Here is a 19,019-nt window from a genome sequence, read left to right on the forward strand (position 1 = left end):
GGAAAGACCATATGAAAGAGCGAAGAGTTGTAATTACTGGACTGGGAGCAGTAACCCCTGTAGGAAATGATGTGAAATCAATGTGGGAGAATATCGTGGCTGGGAATTCTGGCATAGATTATATCACAAAGGTAAATAAAGACGACTTTCCGGTACATGTTGCAGCTGAAATAAAAGACTTTGAACCAAAATTATATATCGATAAAAAAGACATTAGAAAAATGGATTTGTTTACCCAATATGCAGTAGCTTCTGCCAAAATGGCTGTTGAAGATGCCAACCTTACAATCGATGAAAGCATTGCTGACCGTGTTGGTGTTTGGATTGGCTGCGGTATAGGCGGTATGCAAACGTACGAAGAACAGCTGAGAAAATTTATCGAAAAAGGCTATAAACGTGTAAGTCCTTTTTTTGTGCCTATGTTAATCCCCGATATGGCTGCTGGGCAAGTTTCTATTCAGCTTGGGGCAAAAGGGATTAATTCCTGTACAGTAACTGCTTGTGCATCCGGTGCTAACTCCGTTGGAGATGCATTTAAAGCAGTTCAGCGCGGTGATGTTGATTATATCATTACAGGCGGTACCGAATCGCCAATCACGAACATGGCATTTGCTGGTTTTTCATCCATGAAAGCATTAACGCAAAATGATGATCCAAATACAGCAAGCCGACCATTTGATAAAAATCGCGATGGTTTTGTTATGGGTGAAGGAGCAGGTTTGATGGTTATGGAGACATTAGAATCTGCCAAGGAACGCGGCGCACATATTTATGCTGAAATTATTGGATATGGTGCAACCGGAGATGCCTTCCATATCACTGCACCAGCTGAAGATGGTGAAGGAGCAGCACGTGCAATGCAGCAGGCAATCTCAGACGCAGGTATTTCTACTACAGATGTCGATTATATTAATGCGCATGGAACGAGTACAGAATTAAACGATGCATATGAAACAAACGCAATAAAGACAGTATTTAAAGATCATGCCAAAGACCTGGCTATCTCTTCTACAAAATCAATGACGGGCCATCTTCTAGGTGGCGCTGGTGGTGTGGAATCTGTCATTTCTGTCAAAGCGATTGACGATAATACAATTCCAGCAACAATTAATTATGAAACACCAGACCCAGACTGTGATCTTGATTATGTGCCAAACGAGTCCAGACAGCAAGAAGTAAATGTTGTAATGAGTAATTCACTTGGTTTTGGCGGACATAATGCAACTCTGATTTTTAAAAAATATAAATAGCAGAAATGACTGATCAGCGATGATCAGTCATTTTATATATATTAAAAATATATTCATCTTAAATCGTCCATAAGCATAGACTGGAAATAAAAGTGATGGACAGGCGTGAATAAGATGAAAATGGGATATATTTTTATATTTTTAATTGGATTTGGACTAGCCGTCTCTGGTGGAGTAACCTTGATTGCCTATATGAATTTTTTGCCTGCTGGTGTAACGTGGGCAGAATATCTCCTGTTTGTGAAAGAAAGGCCAGAATGCTATTTCTTACCGATAGGTTTGTTATTAATGGCTGTCTCCATTTATAGATACAACCCTTAAATTTTTGTGTGAATCGAATAATTTTCATTCAGGATGGTCATAATGTATTTTAAATAGTTTCATTCAAAATTGGGGGTTGTTTAAATGTTATATTTACATGATGTTTGGGTGAATTGGTTTGAAGGTGAAGAAAACGGCTATGGTGTTTGTTATTTTCATGAATGGCGGAAAGAGGATGGAATAGAATTATTAGATCAAGTTCCATTACTATACATAACGCAGGACTTATATGATTATATCGAAAATGATATGCACGAACTACCTAGGGCTTTATTGGATTCTATTTTTAAAAGAGCATATCTTCGCAAAGGACAAGAAAGAACAGTTATCGATTATGCATGCGTTGTGACAGATGGTAATGATATTCTTGCGATTGATACCCTTGGATATCAAATACCGATTCGAAAAAGCAGACTAATCCCGAGGCAAGAACAGCTTGTATTTGATATGATTGAAAATACCAAACCGAACAAATATAAATTTGATAAAAGTCTATACAAGAAAGAATACCATATGCTTTCTATGGAACCAGAGCTGGTAATTGGATTGACAAGAAAGGAAAGACAATTGAAGCAATTATTGATGATGTCTTTAGATCAGTTGCGTACAACAAATAATTTAGAAGAATTAAGATATTGGTTAACGGAATGGGAGCCAAAAAAATATCCTTTTATTCGCTATATGGATGAAGAGAAAGTCTGGCAGGCATTATATGACGGGATGAAACAGGGATGGTCCCAAAAACATGAAGAGTTGTGTGCAAAATTAATCAAAGGTCAGCCATTCTTAGAAGAAATGTGGGAACATGAACAAAAGCAGGAACAAGGTACATCGAAACTAAAGTAAGGGGCTGGACAAAATTCCAGCAAATGTAAAAAAAGGTCAGATAGTCCATCATTCAATGGACTGCCTGACCTTTTTTATGAATGAGATAATTCTCGATATGGATGGTAACTTCGTTAACTTCATAGAGGGCCAACCTTTTTACATGTATCGATTAGTATTTTATCGATTCAGAAATCCTTATTTTTTCTTTTTGACTCTTCCAAGTCCCATTGCTTTTTTCGCTTTTGCTACTGTTTTATTAGCAACTTGTGCGGCTTTTTCAGCACCATGATCTAAAATATCGTCTAATTCATCAGAATCAAGTAATGCATAATATTTGTCTTGAATAGGTTCTAGAACAGAAATCACTGCATCCGCAAGACCCTGTTTAAATTCTCCGTACCCCTTAGCTGCATACTTTTCTTCTAAAGAGGCAACAGTTTCTCCAGTACAGCTGGAATATATCGAAAGCAGATTAGAGATTCCAGGTTTATTTTCTTTATCATATTTTACGATGCCTTCTGAATCAGTTACTGCACTCTTAATCTTTTTCTCGATTTTCTTCGGTTCATCGAGCATGGATATAAAACCTTTTACGTTTTCATCTGATTTACTCATCTTTTTGCTTGGATCCTGGAGTGACATAATACGTGCACCGACTTTAGGAATGCTGATTTCCGGTAACGTAAAAATATTATTGTATTTATTGTTAAACCGCTGTGCAAGATTTCTTGTCAACTCTAAATGTTGTTTTTGATCTTCACCAACAGGGACAAGGTTTGTATTATAAAGTAAAATGTCAGCTGCCATTAATGGAGGATAAGTTAATAGTCCTGCTGAAATGGCATCTTTCCCACTTGATTTATCTTTGAACTGTGTCATACGTTCCAATTCCCCGATATAACTGATCGACTGCATCATCCAGCTTAATTGAGTATGTGCAGGAACTTCGGATTGAATAAATAATGTTGATTTCCCCGGGTCTATTCCTGAAGCTATATATAAAGCAGCAAGGGAACGGATGTTATGTCTTAGCTTTAATCGATCCTGTGGAACTGTAATCGCATGCTCGTCCACAATACAAAAATAACATTGATGATCTTCCTGTAAAGGTACGAAATGTCGCAAAGCTCCTAAATAATTTCCAATTGTTAAAGTACCGCTTGGCTGAATGCCAGAAAAAATTGTATTCATATTGCCCAACTCCATCATCATTTATTTTTTTCCATTAAAAAAGTCCATTTATCCCTGAGAAAGGGACGAATGAACCGCGGTGCCACCCTTATTATCTTAAATAAGATCACTTGAAAGTTTAAAAAGCTCAAAAGTCCAATTCCAATTAACCTTCGTACTTGTTTTCACCAGCCACAAGTTCTCTAGAAACCAGCGGGCAATTGTACTGTGCCTTTTTCATCGCTAATGTATTGGTTTTTTATTATTATATATATCATTATTATGAAATGCAAGTAGAATAACTTTCATCTTGCTAGGGGGGAGGATTTGATGAGATTTACTTTTGACGGGTTTTCGTTTAAATTGTCTATGTACTACATAATTTGAGTTAGAAAAATAATTGCTCTTTAGAAATTCATTCTATCATATCCGAATATTTAAAAGGGGGGAATGAAAATTGTGATTTACAATTGAAATCATGGTGTTCGTTTCCAGGTTTCGTCGCTTAACGTAATATCGTAAGGGGAACAAGAGAAATAAAAAACAAACGGATCGTCATAGAGCCTCAACTCTTATTTGTCCGTTTGTTTTTTGCAGATGGAAGAAAGAACATCAAGATTATAATAAACGAAAATGCGGCTAGTGCTAAAAATGGAATGGTAATAAACCCAAGCCAATTGATATATTCGCCATTACAGGGAACTTCACCAGCACAAGGTTTAATTTTTGCAAAACCAGGTATTTTTTGTTCGAAATAGTGAAAAAGTGAAATAAACCAGCCAATGACTGCCATGGGAAGTACATACTTTTTAATCGTTATATCATTTTGGAAGGTACTAATACCTAAAAATAAAACCAATGGATACATTAAAATTCGCTGGTACCAACAGAGTTCACAAGGAATGAACCCTTGGATTTCACTGAAATAGAGACTCCCAAGGGTAGCTACTATCGAAACGATCCATGCCAAATAAAGATATAATTGATGACTTTCTGCTTTTTTCATCATTTACTTCTCTTCTTCTAATGCTTTATTGATAGCATTCGTAATTTGTTCGTAGTTAAATGGATCTTCAATCATTTTTCCGTTTACCATGATGGATGGTGTTAACTCTATGCCATAATCCTTCACTAGCTCTGTGTCTTTGCTGAGTTCGGCTATTTCCGATTCATCTTTCAAAGATGATTTTAATTTTTCACTATCTATTTCAGGTATATCCTCCGCAATCTCCAGCAGCTTATCTGTAGTCATCCATTCTTTATTTTCGTCAGGTTGTGCATTAAAAAGTGCGTTATGGAAATCCCAATATGCATCAGGATTTTGTTTAAGGATTGATTCCGCTGCCAGCGAGCCTAATTTTGATTCTTCACCATGGAACAACACATTAATAAATGAGAATTTAACCTTACCTGTATCAACATAATCCTCCATTAATTGTTGCAAATGATTTTGCCCCCAAGTTTTGCATGCCGGGCACATAAAATCTCCAAATTCTACTATAGTTACAGGGGCATTTTCATCCCCCATTACGGGTTGTCCTTCTATAGATGGTTGTTTAGTTATTTCGGCTTGTTCTCCATCTCCTTCATTTGCAGTATCCTTGTTGTTAAGCAAAAAGATTGCTACAAGAAGTACAACAACGATTAATGTGATAATCACCGCGAATTTAAATGGCGATTTTTTCATCAAAACACCTCTCTTTACTATATTTATGTAAATTTATCATATCATCTAATGCTTTAATATAAGGGGAAAGGAACCTGTTACAAGTTTTTCCCACTACTTGTTGCTTATGTGATAGTACCAAAACGGAATGAAATTGTCTAATACACACTTTTTTACAATTTTTTGTTTTTTTTTCATTCATTTTTTGAGGTATGTCGTTTATAATGGATATAGATTGAACTACCCACCACTTACCACCCTTACGTATTGCTTGAAGTGGGGGATTCCTGCGAACACCAAAGCATCCTTCGGTTATCGCTTCATATCTTGTACGTTGGACTCGCCACATTACCTACTTTGCTTGGTTTTCGCTACGTCGGTAAGTGTGTGATGAAAGAACGTGAAGATTTTACGTTGCAGACATTTTTTCCTGCAACAACCTCATATCTTCCGTTTTCAAAGAGCAATCTGCATGGGAATATGATATCATGCAAATGCATGTTTTGCTACGCAAAAGGCAATTCATCTCCCGCTTATTTTTGGGCTATGCCCTGCACAAAATGGAAGTGGGAGTCTTCTTGCCTAAAACGATAAAATAGGAGATTGATAGAATATGGAAAAAATGAGACGAGTGCTTTATGCACTTATCAGTGTTCTCCTACTTAGTATTATAATACCTTTTGGTAGTACATCAAAAAGTAGTGGTGAAGAGGTACTAAATGCTAATGGTCATAAGGAACGAGCGATTGGAATTGAACCGTTAGATGTAAGCAAAAACTTTAAACGATTTACATATGATTCCGGTTTGAACTTTGAATATCCAGATGCTGTAAGGGGGATTTATGTAACTGGAAATTCTGCTGGTGGCAGTCGTATGGATTCACTTATTGATCTAGTAGATTCAACCGAATTAAATGCTATGGTAATTGACATAAAAGAAGACAATGGAAATTTAACATTTAAACCTGAAAAAGGGTCACCATATGAAGAAATGGCAAAACCATATATTGACGACCCGCATAAAATGCTTAAAGTTCTTGAGGAAAAGGGAATTTATCCAATTGCCAGAGTAGTTGTTTTTAAGGATTCTGTTCTAGCAAATAAACGTCCAGATTTATCTTTTAAACAAAATGGAAAGGTGTGGGTGAATGGCAAAGATGAAGCATTTGTAAACCCATTTAAAAAAGAAGTATGGGAATATAATGTCGAAATAGCTAAAATGGCAGCTGAAATAGGATTTCAGGAAATTCAGTTTGACTATGTAAGGTTTCCAGAAGGGTTCGAAAACCGAGACAAGGAGCTCGATTATACGCTCGGAGATTATAAGGATTCAAAAAAAGGAAATGTAAAACGTCGAGTTGAAGCTGTGACCGACTTCGTTGCCTACGCAAGGGAAGAATTAGAAAATTATGGTGTGGATGTTGCTGTTGATATTTTTGGATATGCAGCTACAGTAGAAGAGACACCAGGCATTGGACAAAACTTCTCGAAGATATCGGAAAATGTTGATGTTATTTCATCCATGATTTATCCCAGTCATTGGACATCTCATTTTGGCATCGAAAATCCCGATGAAGAACCATATAAACTTGTAAATGAATATGCAGAATTGGAGAATAAACTATTAGACGGTTTAGATAATCCTCCAGTATCAAGGCCTTGGATACAGGACTTTGAAGCACCATGGCTGTATGATGGCCCCGTAAAACAATATGGAAAATCAGAAGTTGAAGCACAAATTAAAGCATTAAAAGAAAATGGAATAAATGAATATTTAATTTGGAATGCTGGTAACTCTTATACTGAAAACGTTGATTTTGCGCTATAAAACAATAAAAAACAGAGCAATTAAATCTTATGTTCTGTTTTTTTGCTTAGGATTTTGAATTGATTTCATTTGTTTGGGTACAATTGAAATAGGCTTATTTAAAACGGAATTAACAAAATGTCGCGTCTTCGTTATACTAAATAAGACCACACTAAAAATTGAGGAGTAGATCCATGAATTGGTATAAAAAATTAAACGAGTATTTTCCGGTTGAAGAAATGAAATCAAAAGAGCATATAGAAATGCTTTTAAGGGAAAAAGGAGACATATACCACAAAGATGAAAGTCCTCAACATGTTTTAATGTATGCAGAATTTGAATCGTTTATTTTTATTGATTATGTATGGGTTTCATCAAAGGCAAGAGGTCAAGGAATCGGTCATCAATTAATTGAGAAGCTTAAAAAGAAAAATAAACCAATTATTCTGGAAGTAGAGCCTGTCGATTACGATGATACAGATACTGGAAAACGGCTGCATTTTTACAGACGAGAAGATTTTAAACATGCTAAGTCAATCGGTTATAATAGGCGTTCCTTAGCTACAAATGAAAAGACACCTATGGAGATATTATACTGGTCACCGAATGATGATTCGGAGGATGTCATCTATGAAAAGATGAAAAAAATGTATAATGATATTCATACGTATAAAGATGAAGAAATATATGGTAAGTCCTACCAGCCTGTCGATGAAGTATTGACTTATAATGAGGAACGTGAAACAGACATTTTTGAGGCTTTGAATACAACAAAAAATATATAAAAATAGGCCAATGAATAAATAAAATGTTTAAATGAAAATAATGCCGGGAATTTTATAACTAATTGAAAACATTTTGTGAACATTTTTAACCTATTCTACAATTTTAACGAATATTTATTGAATACCCTCTACCTTTCGCTTGACAAATATAGTATAATTTACATATAGGGTTATTTAATACTTATTTTAATCTAATAAGTTATTTAATGTCTATAAAATGACGATAGATATATTAAAAATGAGGAGTGAAGTAACACATGGTAACACTTTATACCTCACCAAGTTGCACATCTTGCAGAAAAGCAAAAGCATGGTTAGAAGAACATGATATATCATTTAAAGAACGTAATATATTTTCCGAGCCATTATCACTGGATGAAATCAAAGAAATATTACGTATGACGGAAGATGGTACCGATGAGATTATCTCAACCCGCTCAAAGGTTTTTCAAAAACTCGATGTTAATATCGATCAATTACCTTTAAAGGATCTCTTCCATCTAATACAAGAAAATCCAGGTTTATTGCGCAGACCAATTATTCTTGATGAAAAACGTCTGCAAGTTGGATACAATGAAGATGAAATTCGCAGATTCTTGCCAAGAACAGTACGGACATTTCAATTACGTGAGGCTCAACGAATGGTTAACTAGTTATTCAGGTAATAGAATACCGTTATAAAAAACGCAGATTCTCTTTTATGTGATCTGCGTTTTTGCTATACTCGAGAAAATAAATATATTTTTATAGGCATTTTAATTTTCAAAATGACACAGGATATCATACAATGAGAGTATAGAAATAAAAGTATAGAATGGTTAAAGAAAAAGCATAAAGGGTATTAATAAATAAAGCTAATAAATACAACAAAAGTTTATAATAAGAGGTGAACTCGTCTCCCACCTACTACTTACTTTAGAAAGTAAAGGAAAGGAAAGACACAGACTTTCGCCACAGGTATTTGACGATAAGCCGAGTTTTTCTAACAGAAGGGAGAGGTTAGTATGGAAATTGAGCGGATTAATGAGAATACAGTCAAGTTTTACATTTCATATATAGATATTGAAGATCGAGGATTTGAGCGTGAAGAAATCTGGTATAATCGGGAACGCAGTGAACAGTTATTTTGGCAAATGATGGATGAAGTAAATTATAAAGAAGACTTTACTGTTGAGGGACCACTGTGGATTCAGGTTCAAGCGCTAGAAAAGGGATTAGAAATTATTGTTACAAAAGCCCAAATTTCTAAAAATGGGGAAGAACTTGAAATTCCAATTGAAAATGGGGAATCGATCGATGTGCCTGTTGATGAAAAGATTGAGAATATGTTAGAGAATAAATTTGGTAAAAATGAAAAACAGGCGGACGAAGGATCAGATGATGATGACAAACTATGGCTTATCGCATACTTCGAAGACTTTGAAGATGTTATTCAATTAAGTCACTATTTCCCAGAACTAAATGAAGATAATAAAGAAATACTGTACTATTATGATGATAAGTATTATTTATATATCGAATTCTCAGAGCAGCTGTTTGATGACAATCGTCAAGAAGATTTAATCAGTCAAATCTTTGAATTCGCTAATGATTCAGATGTAACCATTCACTTCCTGGAGGAATATGGGAAGAAAATATTCCATAACAATACTTTTTCACAAGTTAAAGCCCATTTTCCAGCACAGCTTTAAGCGCCTATTGAAGGAAGGCGTTTTTTTTTTGCCTTTTTGCAGGGGAATGGTAATTTATGTCGAATATTGTATGCAAGGAGGTGATTTGCTTCTATGTTGCAAGCTGAATCAAGTGAGGGAAAGCTTATTACGCTTGTCAAATTAACACGTAAAGAAATAGAACGCGAAAGAGAAGGACATTTGTTTTACTGTCCCTCCTGCAGAGAAGAAGTCATAATCAAGGCTGGTTCCAAAATAATACCGCATTTTGCGCATAAAAGCGCACAATATTGTCCGTCTTCTGAAGGTGGGGAAGGCCCTTATCACGAAAAAGGAAAGTTATTACTTTATCGATGGTTAAAGAAACAACAACTGCAAGTTGAATTAGAAGCGTACGTACCCGAGATCCATCAACGCCCCGATTTATTACTTCGCATAAATGATAAGAAAATAGCAATTGAGTATCAATGTGCAAGAATACCAATTTCGCAAGTGATCCAACGTAATGAAGGGTATAAGACACTTGGGATTACTCCAATATGGATTCTAGGAGCGGGTCGCTTTAAACGGCAGACAAAAGATCACTTTAAAGTAGATCAGTTTACTCTTCAATTTATCCACATGTTTACTTCTTTTTATCCACCCACTTTATTTTATTTTTGCCCAGATAAGCATCAATTTGCAATTATTCAAGATATGTATTTTTCAAAAATGAGCCAAGTTATTAGCAAATGTTCTATTTTTTCTTTGAAAACATGCAAATTCACTGATTTATTTCATCAGCATACTTTTTTGCCTTTTCATTTATATCAATTATGGGGAAAGGAGAAGAGAGATTTTCGTCTACGGCCAAAAAGGCATTTATATGGGGAAGAATTAAAATGGCATCAATGGCTTTATTTAAAACGTACAATGGTTGAATGTCTTCCTTCCATCATCCATCTTCCCGTTGCCGCGCAGTACAGAATGAAAACCCCTCTGTGGAATTGGCAAAGCCGTTTAATTATTGATCTGCTTCATCCAATTCCGCTTCATGGTCACTTTTCGATCCATTCCTGCAAAAATATCATAAAGAATCATTTTTATCACACACACCATTTTCCCCTTATTCATAGTACAGATTGCCCGGTATATCAATATCTCCAACTTTTAAAGAAATTAAATATAATCAAGCAACAATCTTCCAATGTTTTTCAAAAAATAAAACCAATTTTATTTTATAAAAATATAGAAAAGGCGATACAAGGTGATGAAGCCTTAATCAAATACTTACAGAATTTACCTATTTAAAGCAGATTAGGAGCATGATTTAGGGGAAATTCGATATACTAAATAAATAAGGATTTTTTAAAGCCATTATTTAAAAGACCCTTATTTATAAAGGAATTTTTTTATAAATAAAGAATAACTAATTTAAAGAGATTAAAAGGAGGAAATTGTGTGACTAAATTGACGAAAGAAATCCCTAAACGCAATGAAATACCTGAAGAATTGACATGGAATTTAGAAGCCATTTTCGCAACAGATGAATTATGGGAAGAAGAATTTAAAAAACTGCAAACAGATATTCCAAAAATTTCTGAGTTTGAAGGAAAACTTGGCGAATCATCACAAAAATTGTATGAACTGCTAAAGTATCAGGATGAAATATCGGAACGTCTCGGGAAACTGTTTACATATGCACATATGCGCAGTGATCAAGATACAGGAAATTCCTTTTATCAGGAGATGAATACAAAAGCAGAGAATATCCTGACGTTAGCTTCAAGCTCCATGAGCTTTATTGTACCGGAGATATTACAAATAGATGAGGATAAACTCCGTCATTATCTTGAGGAAAATAAAGAGTTACAGCTATATCGTAAAACGTTAGACGAAATAACCAGGCAACGCCCGCATGTCCTCAGCCAAAAAGAAGAAGTATTGCTGGCAGAAGCGTCTGATCCGTTAGGAAATGCATCCAACACATTCGGCCTGCTGAATAATGCAGATTTGACTTTTCCAGTTATTAAAAATGATAAAGGTGAAGATGTTGAACTTACACATGGAAGATACATCGGATTTTTGGAGTCTAAAGATCGAAGTGTACGGGAAGCAGCCTTTAAGGCAATGTATAATACGTATGGAAATTTTAAAAATACGTTTGCCTCAACACTAATAGGTAATGTAAAGAAAGATAACTTTTATGCGAAGATCCGCAAATATGAATCAGCAAGAAAGGCGGCATTGGATAGTAACAATATACCTGAAGAGGTTTATGACAATTTAGTTGAAGCAGTAAATGAAAAGCTACCATTGCTCCATCGTTACGCAGCGTTACGTAAAAAAGTGCTAAACCTAGATGAATTGCATATGTACGATATGTATACACCACTTGTGGATGATGTAGATATGGAGATAACGTACGATAAAGCAAAACAATATGTATTAGAAGGTTTAGCACCACTTGGTGAGGAATATGTAAATATTGTGAAAGAAGGATATAACAATCGCTGGATTGATGTTGAGGAAAACAAAGGAAAAAGAAGTGGAGCATATTCATCTGGTGCATATGGAACCCAACCTTACATTTTATTGAACTGGCAAGATAATGTAAATGATATGTTTACGTTGGCCCATGAGCTTGGGCATTCTGTCCATAGTTATTATACACGGAAAAATCAGCCTTTCCGCTATGGTAATTATTCCATTTTTGTTGCAGAGGTAGCTTCGACATGTAATGAAGCTTTACTTAACGATTATTTACTTAAAAATTTGGATGATGAGAAGCAAAGACTATATTTATTGAATCACTTTTTGGAAGGTTTCCGGGGCACTGTATTTCGTCAAACGATGTTTGCTGAATTTGAACATGACATTCATAAACGCATGCAAGAAGGTGAAGCGTTAACTGCTGAAAAATTAACAGATATTTATTATAATTTAAATAAAAAATACTTTGGAGAAGACGTCGTTTCTGATGAAGAGATTGGCCTGGAATGGGCAAGAATTCCTCATTTTTATATGAATTATTATGTGTATCAATATGCGACAGGCTATTCTGCAGCTACTTCACTTGCCAGTCAAATTCTAGAAGAAGGGGATGCTGCTGTGGGAAGATACATTGAAAACTTCCTAAAAGCTGGAAGCAGTGACTACCCGATTGAAGTATTAAAAAAGGCTGGCGTGGATATGACATCGAAACAGCCAATTCTTGATGCATTAGGAGTGTTTGAAGAAAAACTAAATGAAATGGAAAAATTATTGCTAAAATAAGAAAAGACCAGACGCTTCGTCTGGCCTTTTTATCTCATTCCGCGATAAACTCGTTTATGTGTAAATGAGAAAATCGTTAGATAAATGGATAAAAATAATAATGGCAACGTTATAAAAAGCGGGATAAGCTTCATTAACGCAAGAAGGTTCAAGAAAAATGCGAGAATGGATATCACCAAAAATATAAAAGGAAGGATATCACGCATTGGATTCACCTCGATTATATGATATATGGTACAACTATTGTATGTTTGAGAACCTTGAAGTAGAAGTGACATTTTTGTGAATATGTGCACACACTTATTGCGTAGGAAATCATCTATTGTTATAGTATTAATGTAAGATAAATAAATAAAAACCCCTTTTTGTTTAATCATGAAACTTTCTCCCATCCCCCCTTTGTAATGATATACAAAGCAGAGGAAAGACAAAGGATATACGTTGCCCTGTATATCCTTTGTTTTTTGGCGAAATATACAAGAAAAGGTTGTCTTGGCAAGTGGATGCTTGTACGAGACAACCTTTTTCTAGTTCTTCATATATTTCCAAAAAGCACCATATTTAACCGGAATTTTTTTCACTTTCTGTTTGAGCTGTAATTTTTTCATTTCACGATCCGTTTTAGCAATGCTCCAGTCATATACAACTGAAATTTCTTTATTCCCCACAACCTCATAAAATGCTAGAAAATTTTCAAGAGGAGGTTTTTCAGAGGGGATTGGATTTTTTTGAAGTATTTCTTTTAAAACTAATACATAAATATGATAAGGGTACAGACCAGAAATTTTAATTCCCTGTTCTTCAACAAGCTGATTAAAGAATACAAGTGAAGGGATATAATCGACATCCATTTCTTTTGTCAGTTTTAAATCACATTGAAGTGCTTTTTTAGAGGAAGTCGAATACAGATCTCTTTTAAACTCTGAAATATCAAGATTGGATTCTTTTGCACAATGGATAAGTACATCTTCATTAGAGATATTTTGCTTGCCTAAGAATAGGCTTTCCTGCATTTTTCGCAAGAATATTCTTCCGGCTTTTTTGCCTTGGAGTTCAGCAGCTTTTATCGCTAGCGATGCAACCCAAGGATAGGATACTGGATTTTCTATCCATAAATCTCCGTCACAACTCATACCTGTTCGTTTTGCGGTTTTTTCCCAAATATCTTTTAATTTTTGAGGTTTTTCAAATTTATCAGTGTTTAACGTGCTAAGATGCCCTGTGATAATCGGGCGTATCGTAAAAAAACGTCCATATTCAATAGAAAGTTTTTTTAAATAAGGCTCTATCGACCAACATTCTGGGCAAAGTGGATCAACGAAAACGTAAATTTCAATTGGCTTTTGCACAAAATCAGAAAAGCTATATTTAGACGATGTGTTTGGATGATTTGAACCTTTCAGTTCATATTGATTCAAACTCACATCGATTCTCCTTTCTATTATTATCAATTGTTTAAAAAATGCCCAGTATATGCGGCTGAGGGCATTTTGGACATTTATGAAGGTGTATTCATCATATGATTTGCAGTCATGGTTAATTTTTCAAATATAGCTGTACGATATGGATCCTCAATTTCGGATTCTTCTAATGCAGCTTTCATACATTCAAGCCATGCATCTCTTCGCTGCGGTGTTATTGGAAACGGCAAATGTCTTCTTCTCATCATAGGATGACCGCGCTCTTCTGTATATAATTTTGGACCGCCGAAAAACTGTGTTAAAAACAATCGTTGTTTACGAGCTGTTTCTGTTAAATCTTCTGGAAAAATGGGTGTTAAAGCAGGGTGTTTTCCTACTCGGCGATAAAAGTTTGTTACAAGGCGATCAATTGTGTCAAAGCCGCCAATTGCTTCGTAGATTGTTCCGAATTGTTGTGTCATCCCAAATCTTCTCCTATTAAAAATTTACGTTTGTCTTTCTTATTTATGTGTATATATTGTAGCAACCGAATTAGCGCGTCGCAACTTATCTGATTGACGGGTATTGATTGGTAGTCAAATATGCTTGCTTCATAATGAAGAAAAAAAGCGCTGAATTTTATTTGGAGTTGTTCGATTTGGAATCTGGAACTGGGTTAAAAGTCTCTCAAATGTTTTTAAACCTATTTCTTCATTTGGTGCTTCCAGTTCCAATTCATAATCTGATTTCCCGTTAAATATGCTATAATCCAGTACTAATAAAACTTCTCTATATTTCAATTCCCTGCGCTCTGTTATTAAACTTCCATAATAAATAAGGGACTCTGGCGAGATTTGCAATTGTTTTAATGATTTAGCGGCATTTTTTATTACTCTATTTTTTCCCTTAATCCAGTTCATTGCTTCCTGTTTTGTTAAAATATCATGTGTTTCAAGTAAACCATTCGGATGTGGTTCTTTTAATGTTAAATGATAGGTATCCTCCTTTTCTCTAATTCTCAATGCACATCCGTTTTCCTTTAAGGAAAAGTCCTTTGTCTCAAAATAATAGTTTGTCTGTTTTTGAGCGTCTGCTGGAAATGGTAAATGATCCAATAGATTATTAAATTCCTGTTTTGTTAATAAATTTTTATATTCAATCTCTATTTCTTGTGTCACCTGAATAATACCTCCGAGGAAAGTTTATGCTAATTATCCCGAAATTCTCTTAAATATGCAATGATTAATGATTGTGCAATGTTGTGGTAAAATGAAATTAGGTTGTTATCTAACATGAAAATAGGTGGTGTCAGCTAATGAATTGGGAAGCAATACTAGCACCTTATTCACAGGTTGTTGAAGAACTAAAAGTAAAGCTTAAAGGAATGCGGGCTCAATTTGAATATGAATCGAAACATTCTCCTATTGAATTTATTACAGGTAGGGTGAAGCCCATTCAAAGTATTATCGAAAAGGCAGAAAAAAGACAAGTTCCACTTGAGAGAATTGAACAGGATATTCAGGATATTGCTGGCGTTAGGGTAGTATGCCAGTTTGTCGACGATATATATACGATTGTTAAAATGCTGCGCGCACGGGAAGATTTTATTATCATTGCGGAAAAAGATTATATTTCACATAAAAAAACAAGCGGTTATCGCTCCTTTCATATGATTATCGAATATCCAGTGGAAACAATTCATGGTGTGAAAATCGTGATGGCGGAAATACAAATTAGAACACTTGCGATGAATTTTTGGGCCACCAATGAGCATTCATTAAATTATAAATATGAAGGAAGTATACCACCTAATATTAAATCGAGATTACAGCGGGCTGCAGAAGCGGCATTTAAGTTAGATGAGGAAATGTCGATCATAAAACATGAAATACAAGAAGCACAACGGATATTCCATCGAATGTAGAAATAAATGAACCAAATCATGATAAAGGGGCTGACAGGATGAAGTTTACAGTTGTTTCAAGAGGCGATGAACGTTCCAATAAGATTAAATTAACGGTTAAACAGTATTTAACAGATTTTGATCTAATCTATGATGAAAAAGAGCCGGACCTTGTTATTTCTGTGGGTGGAGATGGAACATTCCTAGAAGCATTTCATCGCTATGTATATCGTTTAAAGTCAACCGCCTTTATTGGGGTACATACTGGACACTTAGGATTTTATGCAGATTGGGTACCAGAAGAAGTTGAAAAATTAATTATTGAAATTGCAAAGACGCCATTTCAAATTGTTGAGTACCCGCTTTTAGAAGTCATAATTCGATCACATACTGGAGGCAAAGAAGACCGATTTCTTGCCTTGAACGAATCAACGATTAAAACAGCAGAAGGTTCGGTTGTTTTTGATGTTCAAATTAAAGGAGAACACTTTGAAACATTTCGCGGAGATGGATTATGTATATCAACCCCATCTGGAAGTACAGCATATAATAAAGCATTGGGCGGAGCAATTCTACACCCTGCCGTAGATGCGATTCAATTAACCGAAATGGCGTCCATTAACAACCGAGTTTTTCGTACAATCGGTTCCCCATTAATTTTACCTAAGCACCATACTTGTTTATTAAAACCTATGGTGGACAGCAGCTTTTTAATCGCAATTGATCATTTTACAGAAACTTATACGAACGTAAAATCAATCCAGTGCCGGGTTGCTAAAGAAAGGATTCGCTTTGCCAGATTCCGTCCATTTCCTTTCTGGAATAGGGTGAGGGATTCATTTGTAGCTGAAGAATAGAGTAAGTAAGAGGGGCATGAAAATGAGATGGGAAATTGAACAGGAACATGATGGGATGCTGCTTCGTGATTACCTACAACATGTACTGGCATTTTCAAGAAGATTAATAATAGCAGTAAAGACAAATAAGGGAATTACTGTTAATGGAATCCCGCAAACTGTCCGCTATTGCTTATCTGCCGGGGATATACTTACGATCAAGTTTCCGAAAGAGGAAGTAGGAGCGTATATGAAGCCGGAGAAAATCCCGCTTTCGATTGTTTATGAAGATGAAGATATTATTATTATTAATAAAGAGCAGGGGATGGCAACAATCCCCTCGTTTCAACATCCAACAGGCACAGTAGCGAATGGATTGTTGGCTTATTATGCAGAAAATAAGATTCCATATACAGTACATATAGTAACAAGACTTGATCGGGATACATCAGGTTTACTGCTCATTGCAAAACATCGGTATAGCCATTCCTTGCTTGCGGTTTCTCAAAGAGCAGGAGAAGTGGGGCGCAGATATAAGGCTGTCATACAAGGACATCTCAAGAAAAAGGAAGGTATCATCAACAGGCCAGTTGGCAGGAAAGAAGGATCCATTATTGAACGAACTGTCACTTCAATAGGAAAGCGCGCTATTACCAAATACAAAGTCTTAAAGGAGACCTCTCATTTTTCCCTCGTTGATATTAAACTTGAAACTGGCCGAACCCATCAAATTCGTGTTCATTTCTCTTCCATTGGACACCCACTTGCAGGCGATGACCTATATGGTGGTTCCATTGAAAAAATGAAGCGGCAGGCACTGCACTGCTTTGAGCTGAGCTTTGTCCATCCGTCCACAAATGAAAGAATGGTTTTTCAATCGGCCGTTCCAGAGGATATCGGAAGGTTAATGGAATCGGATCAGTCATCAAAACGATGAAATTTTTCCTCTATAAAAGGCTGTTTTGATGGTATAGAAGTTGTTTTTTCTTCCGGTAAAGAAAAAGCTGTTAATCGATTCCCGAATACACATCCTGTGTCGATATTTATTGTTTTATTTATTTTTCTCGGTTCATTTACAGGTGTGTGGCCATAGACAATCCATTGATCTCCTTGATAGTATTTCGCCCAGTCTCTGCGGATTGGGCGACCATCCGGATGAAACTTTCCGGTAGTATCCCCGTACAAAACAAAAGACTTAACCTTTTTGTCTGTGCGTCCAATCAAAGATGTTTTGATTCCAGCATGTGCAATAACAACTTGCAATTCTGGAATCTGCAAGTATAGTGGCGCATGTTTATATAAAAACATAAACTGTTTGCGAATTTTTTCCTGTTCTTTTTGACCTAAAGCTTTATACTCCGCTACAGTTGTTTCTAATCCATGTTTTTCTTGTACGTTATTTCCTAAAAAATAACGATATAATTTATTGCAATGATTGCCCGGAACGTATTGTGCCTCCTTATGAACGACAACCATATTGTATACTAATTGAATAACAGAGATCGACGCTGGACCACGATCTGTAATATCTCCTACAAACACTGCCCTTCTTCCTTCGGGATGAAAGAAGGTATTTTGCTGTTTTTTATAGCCAAGTTTAGTAAGGAGTTCGCATAATTCCTCGTAGCACCCGTGTACATCACCAATAATATCGATTTTCAATGTTATCATCACCTTAAATGTTATTCCGTTATGCATAGTATATATATAGAATGTTGATTTTATAAGTATTTAGCTTTTTTCAAACATGAATGGATGTATTTGACAATTAGCTAAGTGTTGTTATAATAGTTACGTGTTAGATAGATAAAACTTAAAATCACCCCTCGTTAGGTGAGGCTCCTATATGGAGGTAAGCTACTGCCCAGAAACGTCGAGAGACACCAATGGGTCAGCAGAAACTATCGACTTAAGGTGGTTTCTAATGTAGCCGAATGAAGAATATCATTCATTCAAGCCATATAGTGCTAAAACTCTACGATGATGGTTTTTTAATCATGGATAATGATAAACACCCTTCTTCGTGGAGGGTGTTTTTTAGTTCGCCCAGCATGGGCGAACTCTAACGGGTGAAAGTCCCGAGTGCAACCATGTAGCGGTAAGCACATAGCCAAAAGCAAGGGTGTCC

At 35.6% G+C, this 19,019-nt stretch carries 19 protein-coding genes, 1 riboswitch and 1 other annotated feature; of the genes, 12 read left to right on the top strand and 7 right to left on the bottom strand.

Features of this window, described 5'->3' with window-relative positions; genetic code table 11:
- Positions 1–11: 11 nt before the first annotated feature.
- From fabF to J2Z81_RS11030, 3 genes are all read left to right on the top strand, one after another.
- Positions 12–1,250, top strand: coding sequence for a beta-ketoacyl-ACP synthase II (gene fabF, locus J2Z81_RS11020; RefSeq protein ID WP_029267971.1), 1,239 nt, complete (start codon positions 12–14; stop codon positions 1,248–1,250).
- Positions 1,251–1,370: 120 nt separating this feature from the next.
- On the top strand, positions 1,371–1,571 hold the full coding sequence (locus J2Z81_RS11025) for a hypothetical protein (protein WP_029267970.1): 201 nt from the start codon (positions 1,371–1,373) through the stop codon (positions 1,569–1,571).
- Between the two features lie 84 nt (positions 1,572–1,655).
- Positions 1,656–2,417: a YjbA family protein gene (locus J2Z81_RS11030; protein WP_029267968.1), complete on the top strand. Its 762-nt coding sequence runs from the start codon at positions 1,656–1,658 to the stop codon at positions 2,415–2,417.
- A gap of 177 nt (positions 2,418–2,594) precedes the next feature.
- Here the strand turns inward: J2Z81_RS11030 and trpS are convergent, their stop codons facing one another.
- The 3 genes from trpS to J2Z81_RS11045 form a co-directional block, all read right to left on the bottom strand.
- Positions 2,595–3,590, bottom strand: coding sequence for a tryptophan--tRNA ligase (gene trpS, locus J2Z81_RS11035; RefSeq protein ID WP_226371357.1), 996 nt, complete (start codon positions 3,588–3,590; stop codon positions 2,595–2,597).
- Positions 3,591–3,648: 58 nt separating this feature from the next.
- Positions 3,649–3,819: a binding site (T-box leader), on the bottom strand.
- A 315-nt stretch (positions 3,820–4,134) separates the two neighbouring features.
- Positions 4,135–4,575, bottom strand: coding sequence for a disulfide oxidoreductase (locus J2Z81_RS11040; RefSeq protein WP_226371359.1), 441 nt, complete (start codon positions 4,573–4,575; stop codon positions 4,135–4,137).
- Between the two features lie 3 nt (positions 4,576–4,578).
- The gene (locus J2Z81_RS11045) at positions 4,579–5,256 is read right to left on the bottom strand and encodes a DsbA family protein (RefSeq protein ID WP_029267962.1); all 678 of its coding nucleotides are present in this window, start codon (positions 5,254–5,256) and stop codon (positions 4,579–4,581) included.
- 592 nt (positions 5,257–5,848) lie between these two features.
- Between J2Z81_RS11045 and J2Z81_RS11050 the strand changes: the two genes are divergently transcribed.
- From J2Z81_RS11050 to pepF, 6 genes are all read left to right on the top strand, one after another.
- Positions 5,849–7,063, top strand: coding sequence for a putative glycoside hydrolase (locus J2Z81_RS11050; protein ID WP_226981333.1), 1,215 nt, complete (start codon positions 5,849–5,851; stop codon positions 7,061–7,063).
- 173 nt (positions 7,064–7,236) lie between these two features.
- A complete protein-coding gene (locus J2Z81_RS11055; RefSeq protein WP_029267959.1) occupies positions 7,237–7,827 on the top strand; it encodes a GNAT family N-acetyltransferase in 591 nt (196 codons plus the stop codon).
- A 257-nt stretch (positions 7,828–8,084) separates the two neighbouring features.
- Positions 8,085–8,480, top strand: coding sequence for a transcriptional regulator SpxA (gene spxA, locus J2Z81_RS11060; RefSeq protein WP_029267956.1), 396 nt, complete (start codon positions 8,085–8,087; stop codon positions 8,478–8,480).
- Between the two features lie 351 nt (positions 8,481–8,831).
- Positions 8,832–9,518 carry an adaptor protein MecA gene (mecA, locus tag J2Z81_RS11065; protein ID WP_029267954.1) on the top strand — a complete coding sequence of 229 codons (687 nt, stop codon included), beginning with the start codon at positions 8,832–8,834 and terminating at the stop codon, positions 9,516–9,518.
- A gap of 93 nt (positions 9,519–9,611) precedes the next feature.
- The gene (locus tag J2Z81_RS11070) at positions 9,612–10,787 is read left to right on the top strand and encodes a competence protein CoiA (RefSeq protein WP_226371358.1); all 1,176 of its coding nucleotides are present in this window, start codon (positions 9,612–9,614) and stop codon (positions 10,785–10,787) included.
- Positions 10,788–10,937: 150 nt separating this feature from the next.
- Positions 10,938–12,752, top strand: a complete 1,815-nt coding sequence (gene pepF, locus J2Z81_RS11075; RefSeq protein WP_029267950.1) for an oligoendopeptidase F — start codon at positions 10,938–10,940, stop codon at positions 12,750–12,752.
- Positions 12,753–13,279: 527 nt separating this feature from the next.
- Here the strand turns inward: pepF and J2Z81_RS11080 are convergent.
- From J2Z81_RS11080 to J2Z81_RS11090, 3 genes are all read right to left on the bottom strand, one after another.
- On the bottom strand, positions 13,280–14,176 hold the full coding sequence (locus J2Z81_RS11080; protein WP_029267948.1) for a ClpXP adapter SpxH family protein: 897 nt from the start codon (positions 14,174–14,176) through the stop codon (positions 13,280–13,282).
- A 74-nt stretch (positions 14,177–14,250) separates the two neighbouring features.
- Positions 14,251–14,634: a globin domain-containing protein gene (locus J2Z81_RS11085; protein ID WP_029267946.1), complete on the bottom strand. Its 384-nt coding sequence runs from the start codon at positions 14,632–14,634 to the stop codon at positions 14,251–14,253.
- Between the two features lie 129 nt (positions 14,635–14,763).
- Entirely contained in the window at positions 14,764–15,330 is a 567-nt protein-coding gene (locus J2Z81_RS11090) for a CYTH domain-containing protein (protein ID WP_029267944.1), read from the bottom strand.
- Positions 15,331–15,467: 137 nt separating this feature from the next.
- Here J2Z81_RS11090 and J2Z81_RS11095 point away from each other — a divergent pair, with 137 nt between their 5' ends.
- The 3 genes from J2Z81_RS11095 to J2Z81_RS11105 are packed head-to-tail and all read left to right on the top strand — an operon-like array spanning position 15,468 to position 17,828.
- The gene (locus J2Z81_RS11095) at positions 15,468–16,076 is read left to right on the top strand and encodes a GTP pyrophosphokinase (protein ID WP_029267942.1); all 609 of its coding nucleotides are present in this window, start codon (positions 15,468–15,470) and stop codon (positions 16,074–16,076) included.
- Positions 16,077–16,114: 38 nt separating this feature from the next.
- Positions 16,115–16,912: an NAD kinase gene (locus J2Z81_RS11100; protein ID WP_029267940.1), complete on the top strand. Its 798-nt coding sequence runs from the start codon at positions 16,115–16,117 to the stop codon at positions 16,910–16,912.
- Positions 16,913–16,934: 22 nt separating this feature from the next.
- On the top strand, positions 16,935–17,828 hold the full coding sequence (locus J2Z81_RS11105) for an RluA family pseudouridine synthase (protein WP_029267938.1): 894 nt from the start codon (positions 16,935–16,937) through the stop codon (positions 17,826–17,828).
- Here J2Z81_RS11105 and prpE read toward each other — a convergent pair.
- The gene (gene prpE / locus J2Z81_RS11110; protein ID WP_038221012.1) at positions 17,810–18,553 is read right to left on the bottom strand and encodes a bis(5'-nucleosyl)-tetraphosphatase PrpE; all 744 of its coding nucleotides are present in this window, start codon (positions 18,551–18,553) and stop codon (positions 17,810–17,812) included. The two genes, J2Z81_RS11105 and prpE, sit on opposite strands and share 19 nt — an antisense overlap.
- A 156-nt stretch (positions 18,554–18,709) precedes the next feature.
- A riboswitch (M-box (ykoK) riboswitch) is annotated at positions 18,710–18,883 on the top strand.
- Positions 18,884–19,019 lie beyond the last annotated feature (136 nt).

The organism is Virgibacillus alimentarius (assembly GCF_017874635.1).
GTDB lineage: Bacteria > Bacillota > Bacilli > Bacillales > Amphibacillaceae > Virgibacillus_B > Virgibacillus_B alimentarius.

Excerpts from the sequence above, each read along its gene's own strand:
- J2Z81_RS11100 (WP_029267940.1), top strand. The coding sequence starts at position 16,115 with ATGAAGTTTACAGTTGTTTCAAGAGGCGATGAACGTTCCAATAAGATT.
- J2Z81_RS11095 (WP_029267942.1), top strand. The coding sequence starts at position 15,468 with ATGAATTGGGAAGCAATACTAGCACCTTATTCACAGGTTGTTGAAGAA.
- J2Z81_RS11055 (WP_029267959.1), top strand. The coding sequence starts at position 7,237 with ATGAATTGGTATAAAAAATTAAACGAGTATTTTCCGGTTGAAGAAATG.
- J2Z81_RS11105 (WP_029267938.1), top strand. The coding sequence starts at position 16,935 with ATGAGATGGGAAATTGAACAGGAACATGATGGGATGCTGCTTCGTGAT.
- J2Z81_RS11085 (WP_029267946.1), bottom strand. The coding sequence starts at position 14,634 with ATGACACAACAATTCGGAACAATCTACGAAGCAATTGGCGGCTTTGAC.
- fabF (WP_029267971.1), top strand. The coding sequence starts at position 12 with ATGAAAGAGCGAAGAGTTGTAATTACTGGACTGGGAGCAGTAACCCCT.
- J2Z81_RS11025 (WP_029267970.1), top strand. The coding sequence starts at position 1,371 with ATGGGATATATTTTTATATTTTTAATTGGATTTGGACTAGCCGTCTCT.
- J2Z81_RS11045 (WP_029267962.1), bottom strand. The coding sequence starts at position 5,256 with ATGAAAAAATCGCCATTTAAATTCGCGGTGATTATCACATTAATCGTT.
- J2Z81_RS11070 (WP_226371358.1), top strand. The coding sequence starts at position 9,612 with ATGTTGCAAGCTGAATCAAGTGAGGGAAAGCTTATTACGCTTGTCAAA.
- J2Z81_RS11040 (WP_226371359.1), bottom strand. The coding sequence starts at position 4,575 with ATGAAAAAAGCAGAAAGTCATCAATTATATCTTTATTTGGCATGGATC.
- mecA (WP_029267954.1), top strand. The coding sequence starts at position 8,832 with ATGGAAATTGAGCGGATTAATGAGAATACAGTCAAGTTTTACATTTCA.
- J2Z81_RS11030 (WP_029267968.1), top strand. The coding sequence starts at position 1,656 with ATGTTATATTTACATGATGTTTGGGTGAATTGGTTTGAAGGTGAAGAA.
- spxA (WP_029267956.1), top strand. The coding sequence starts at position 8,085 with ATGGTAACACTTTATACCTCACCAAGTTGCACATCTTGCAGAAAAGCA.
- J2Z81_RS11050 (WP_226981333.1), top strand. The coding sequence starts at position 5,849 with ATGGAAAAAATGAGACGAGTGCTTTATGCACTTATCAGTGTTCTCCTA.
- trpS (WP_226371357.1), bottom strand. The coding sequence starts at position 3,590 with ATGAATACAATTTTTTCTGGCATTCAGCCAAGCGGTACTTTAACAATT.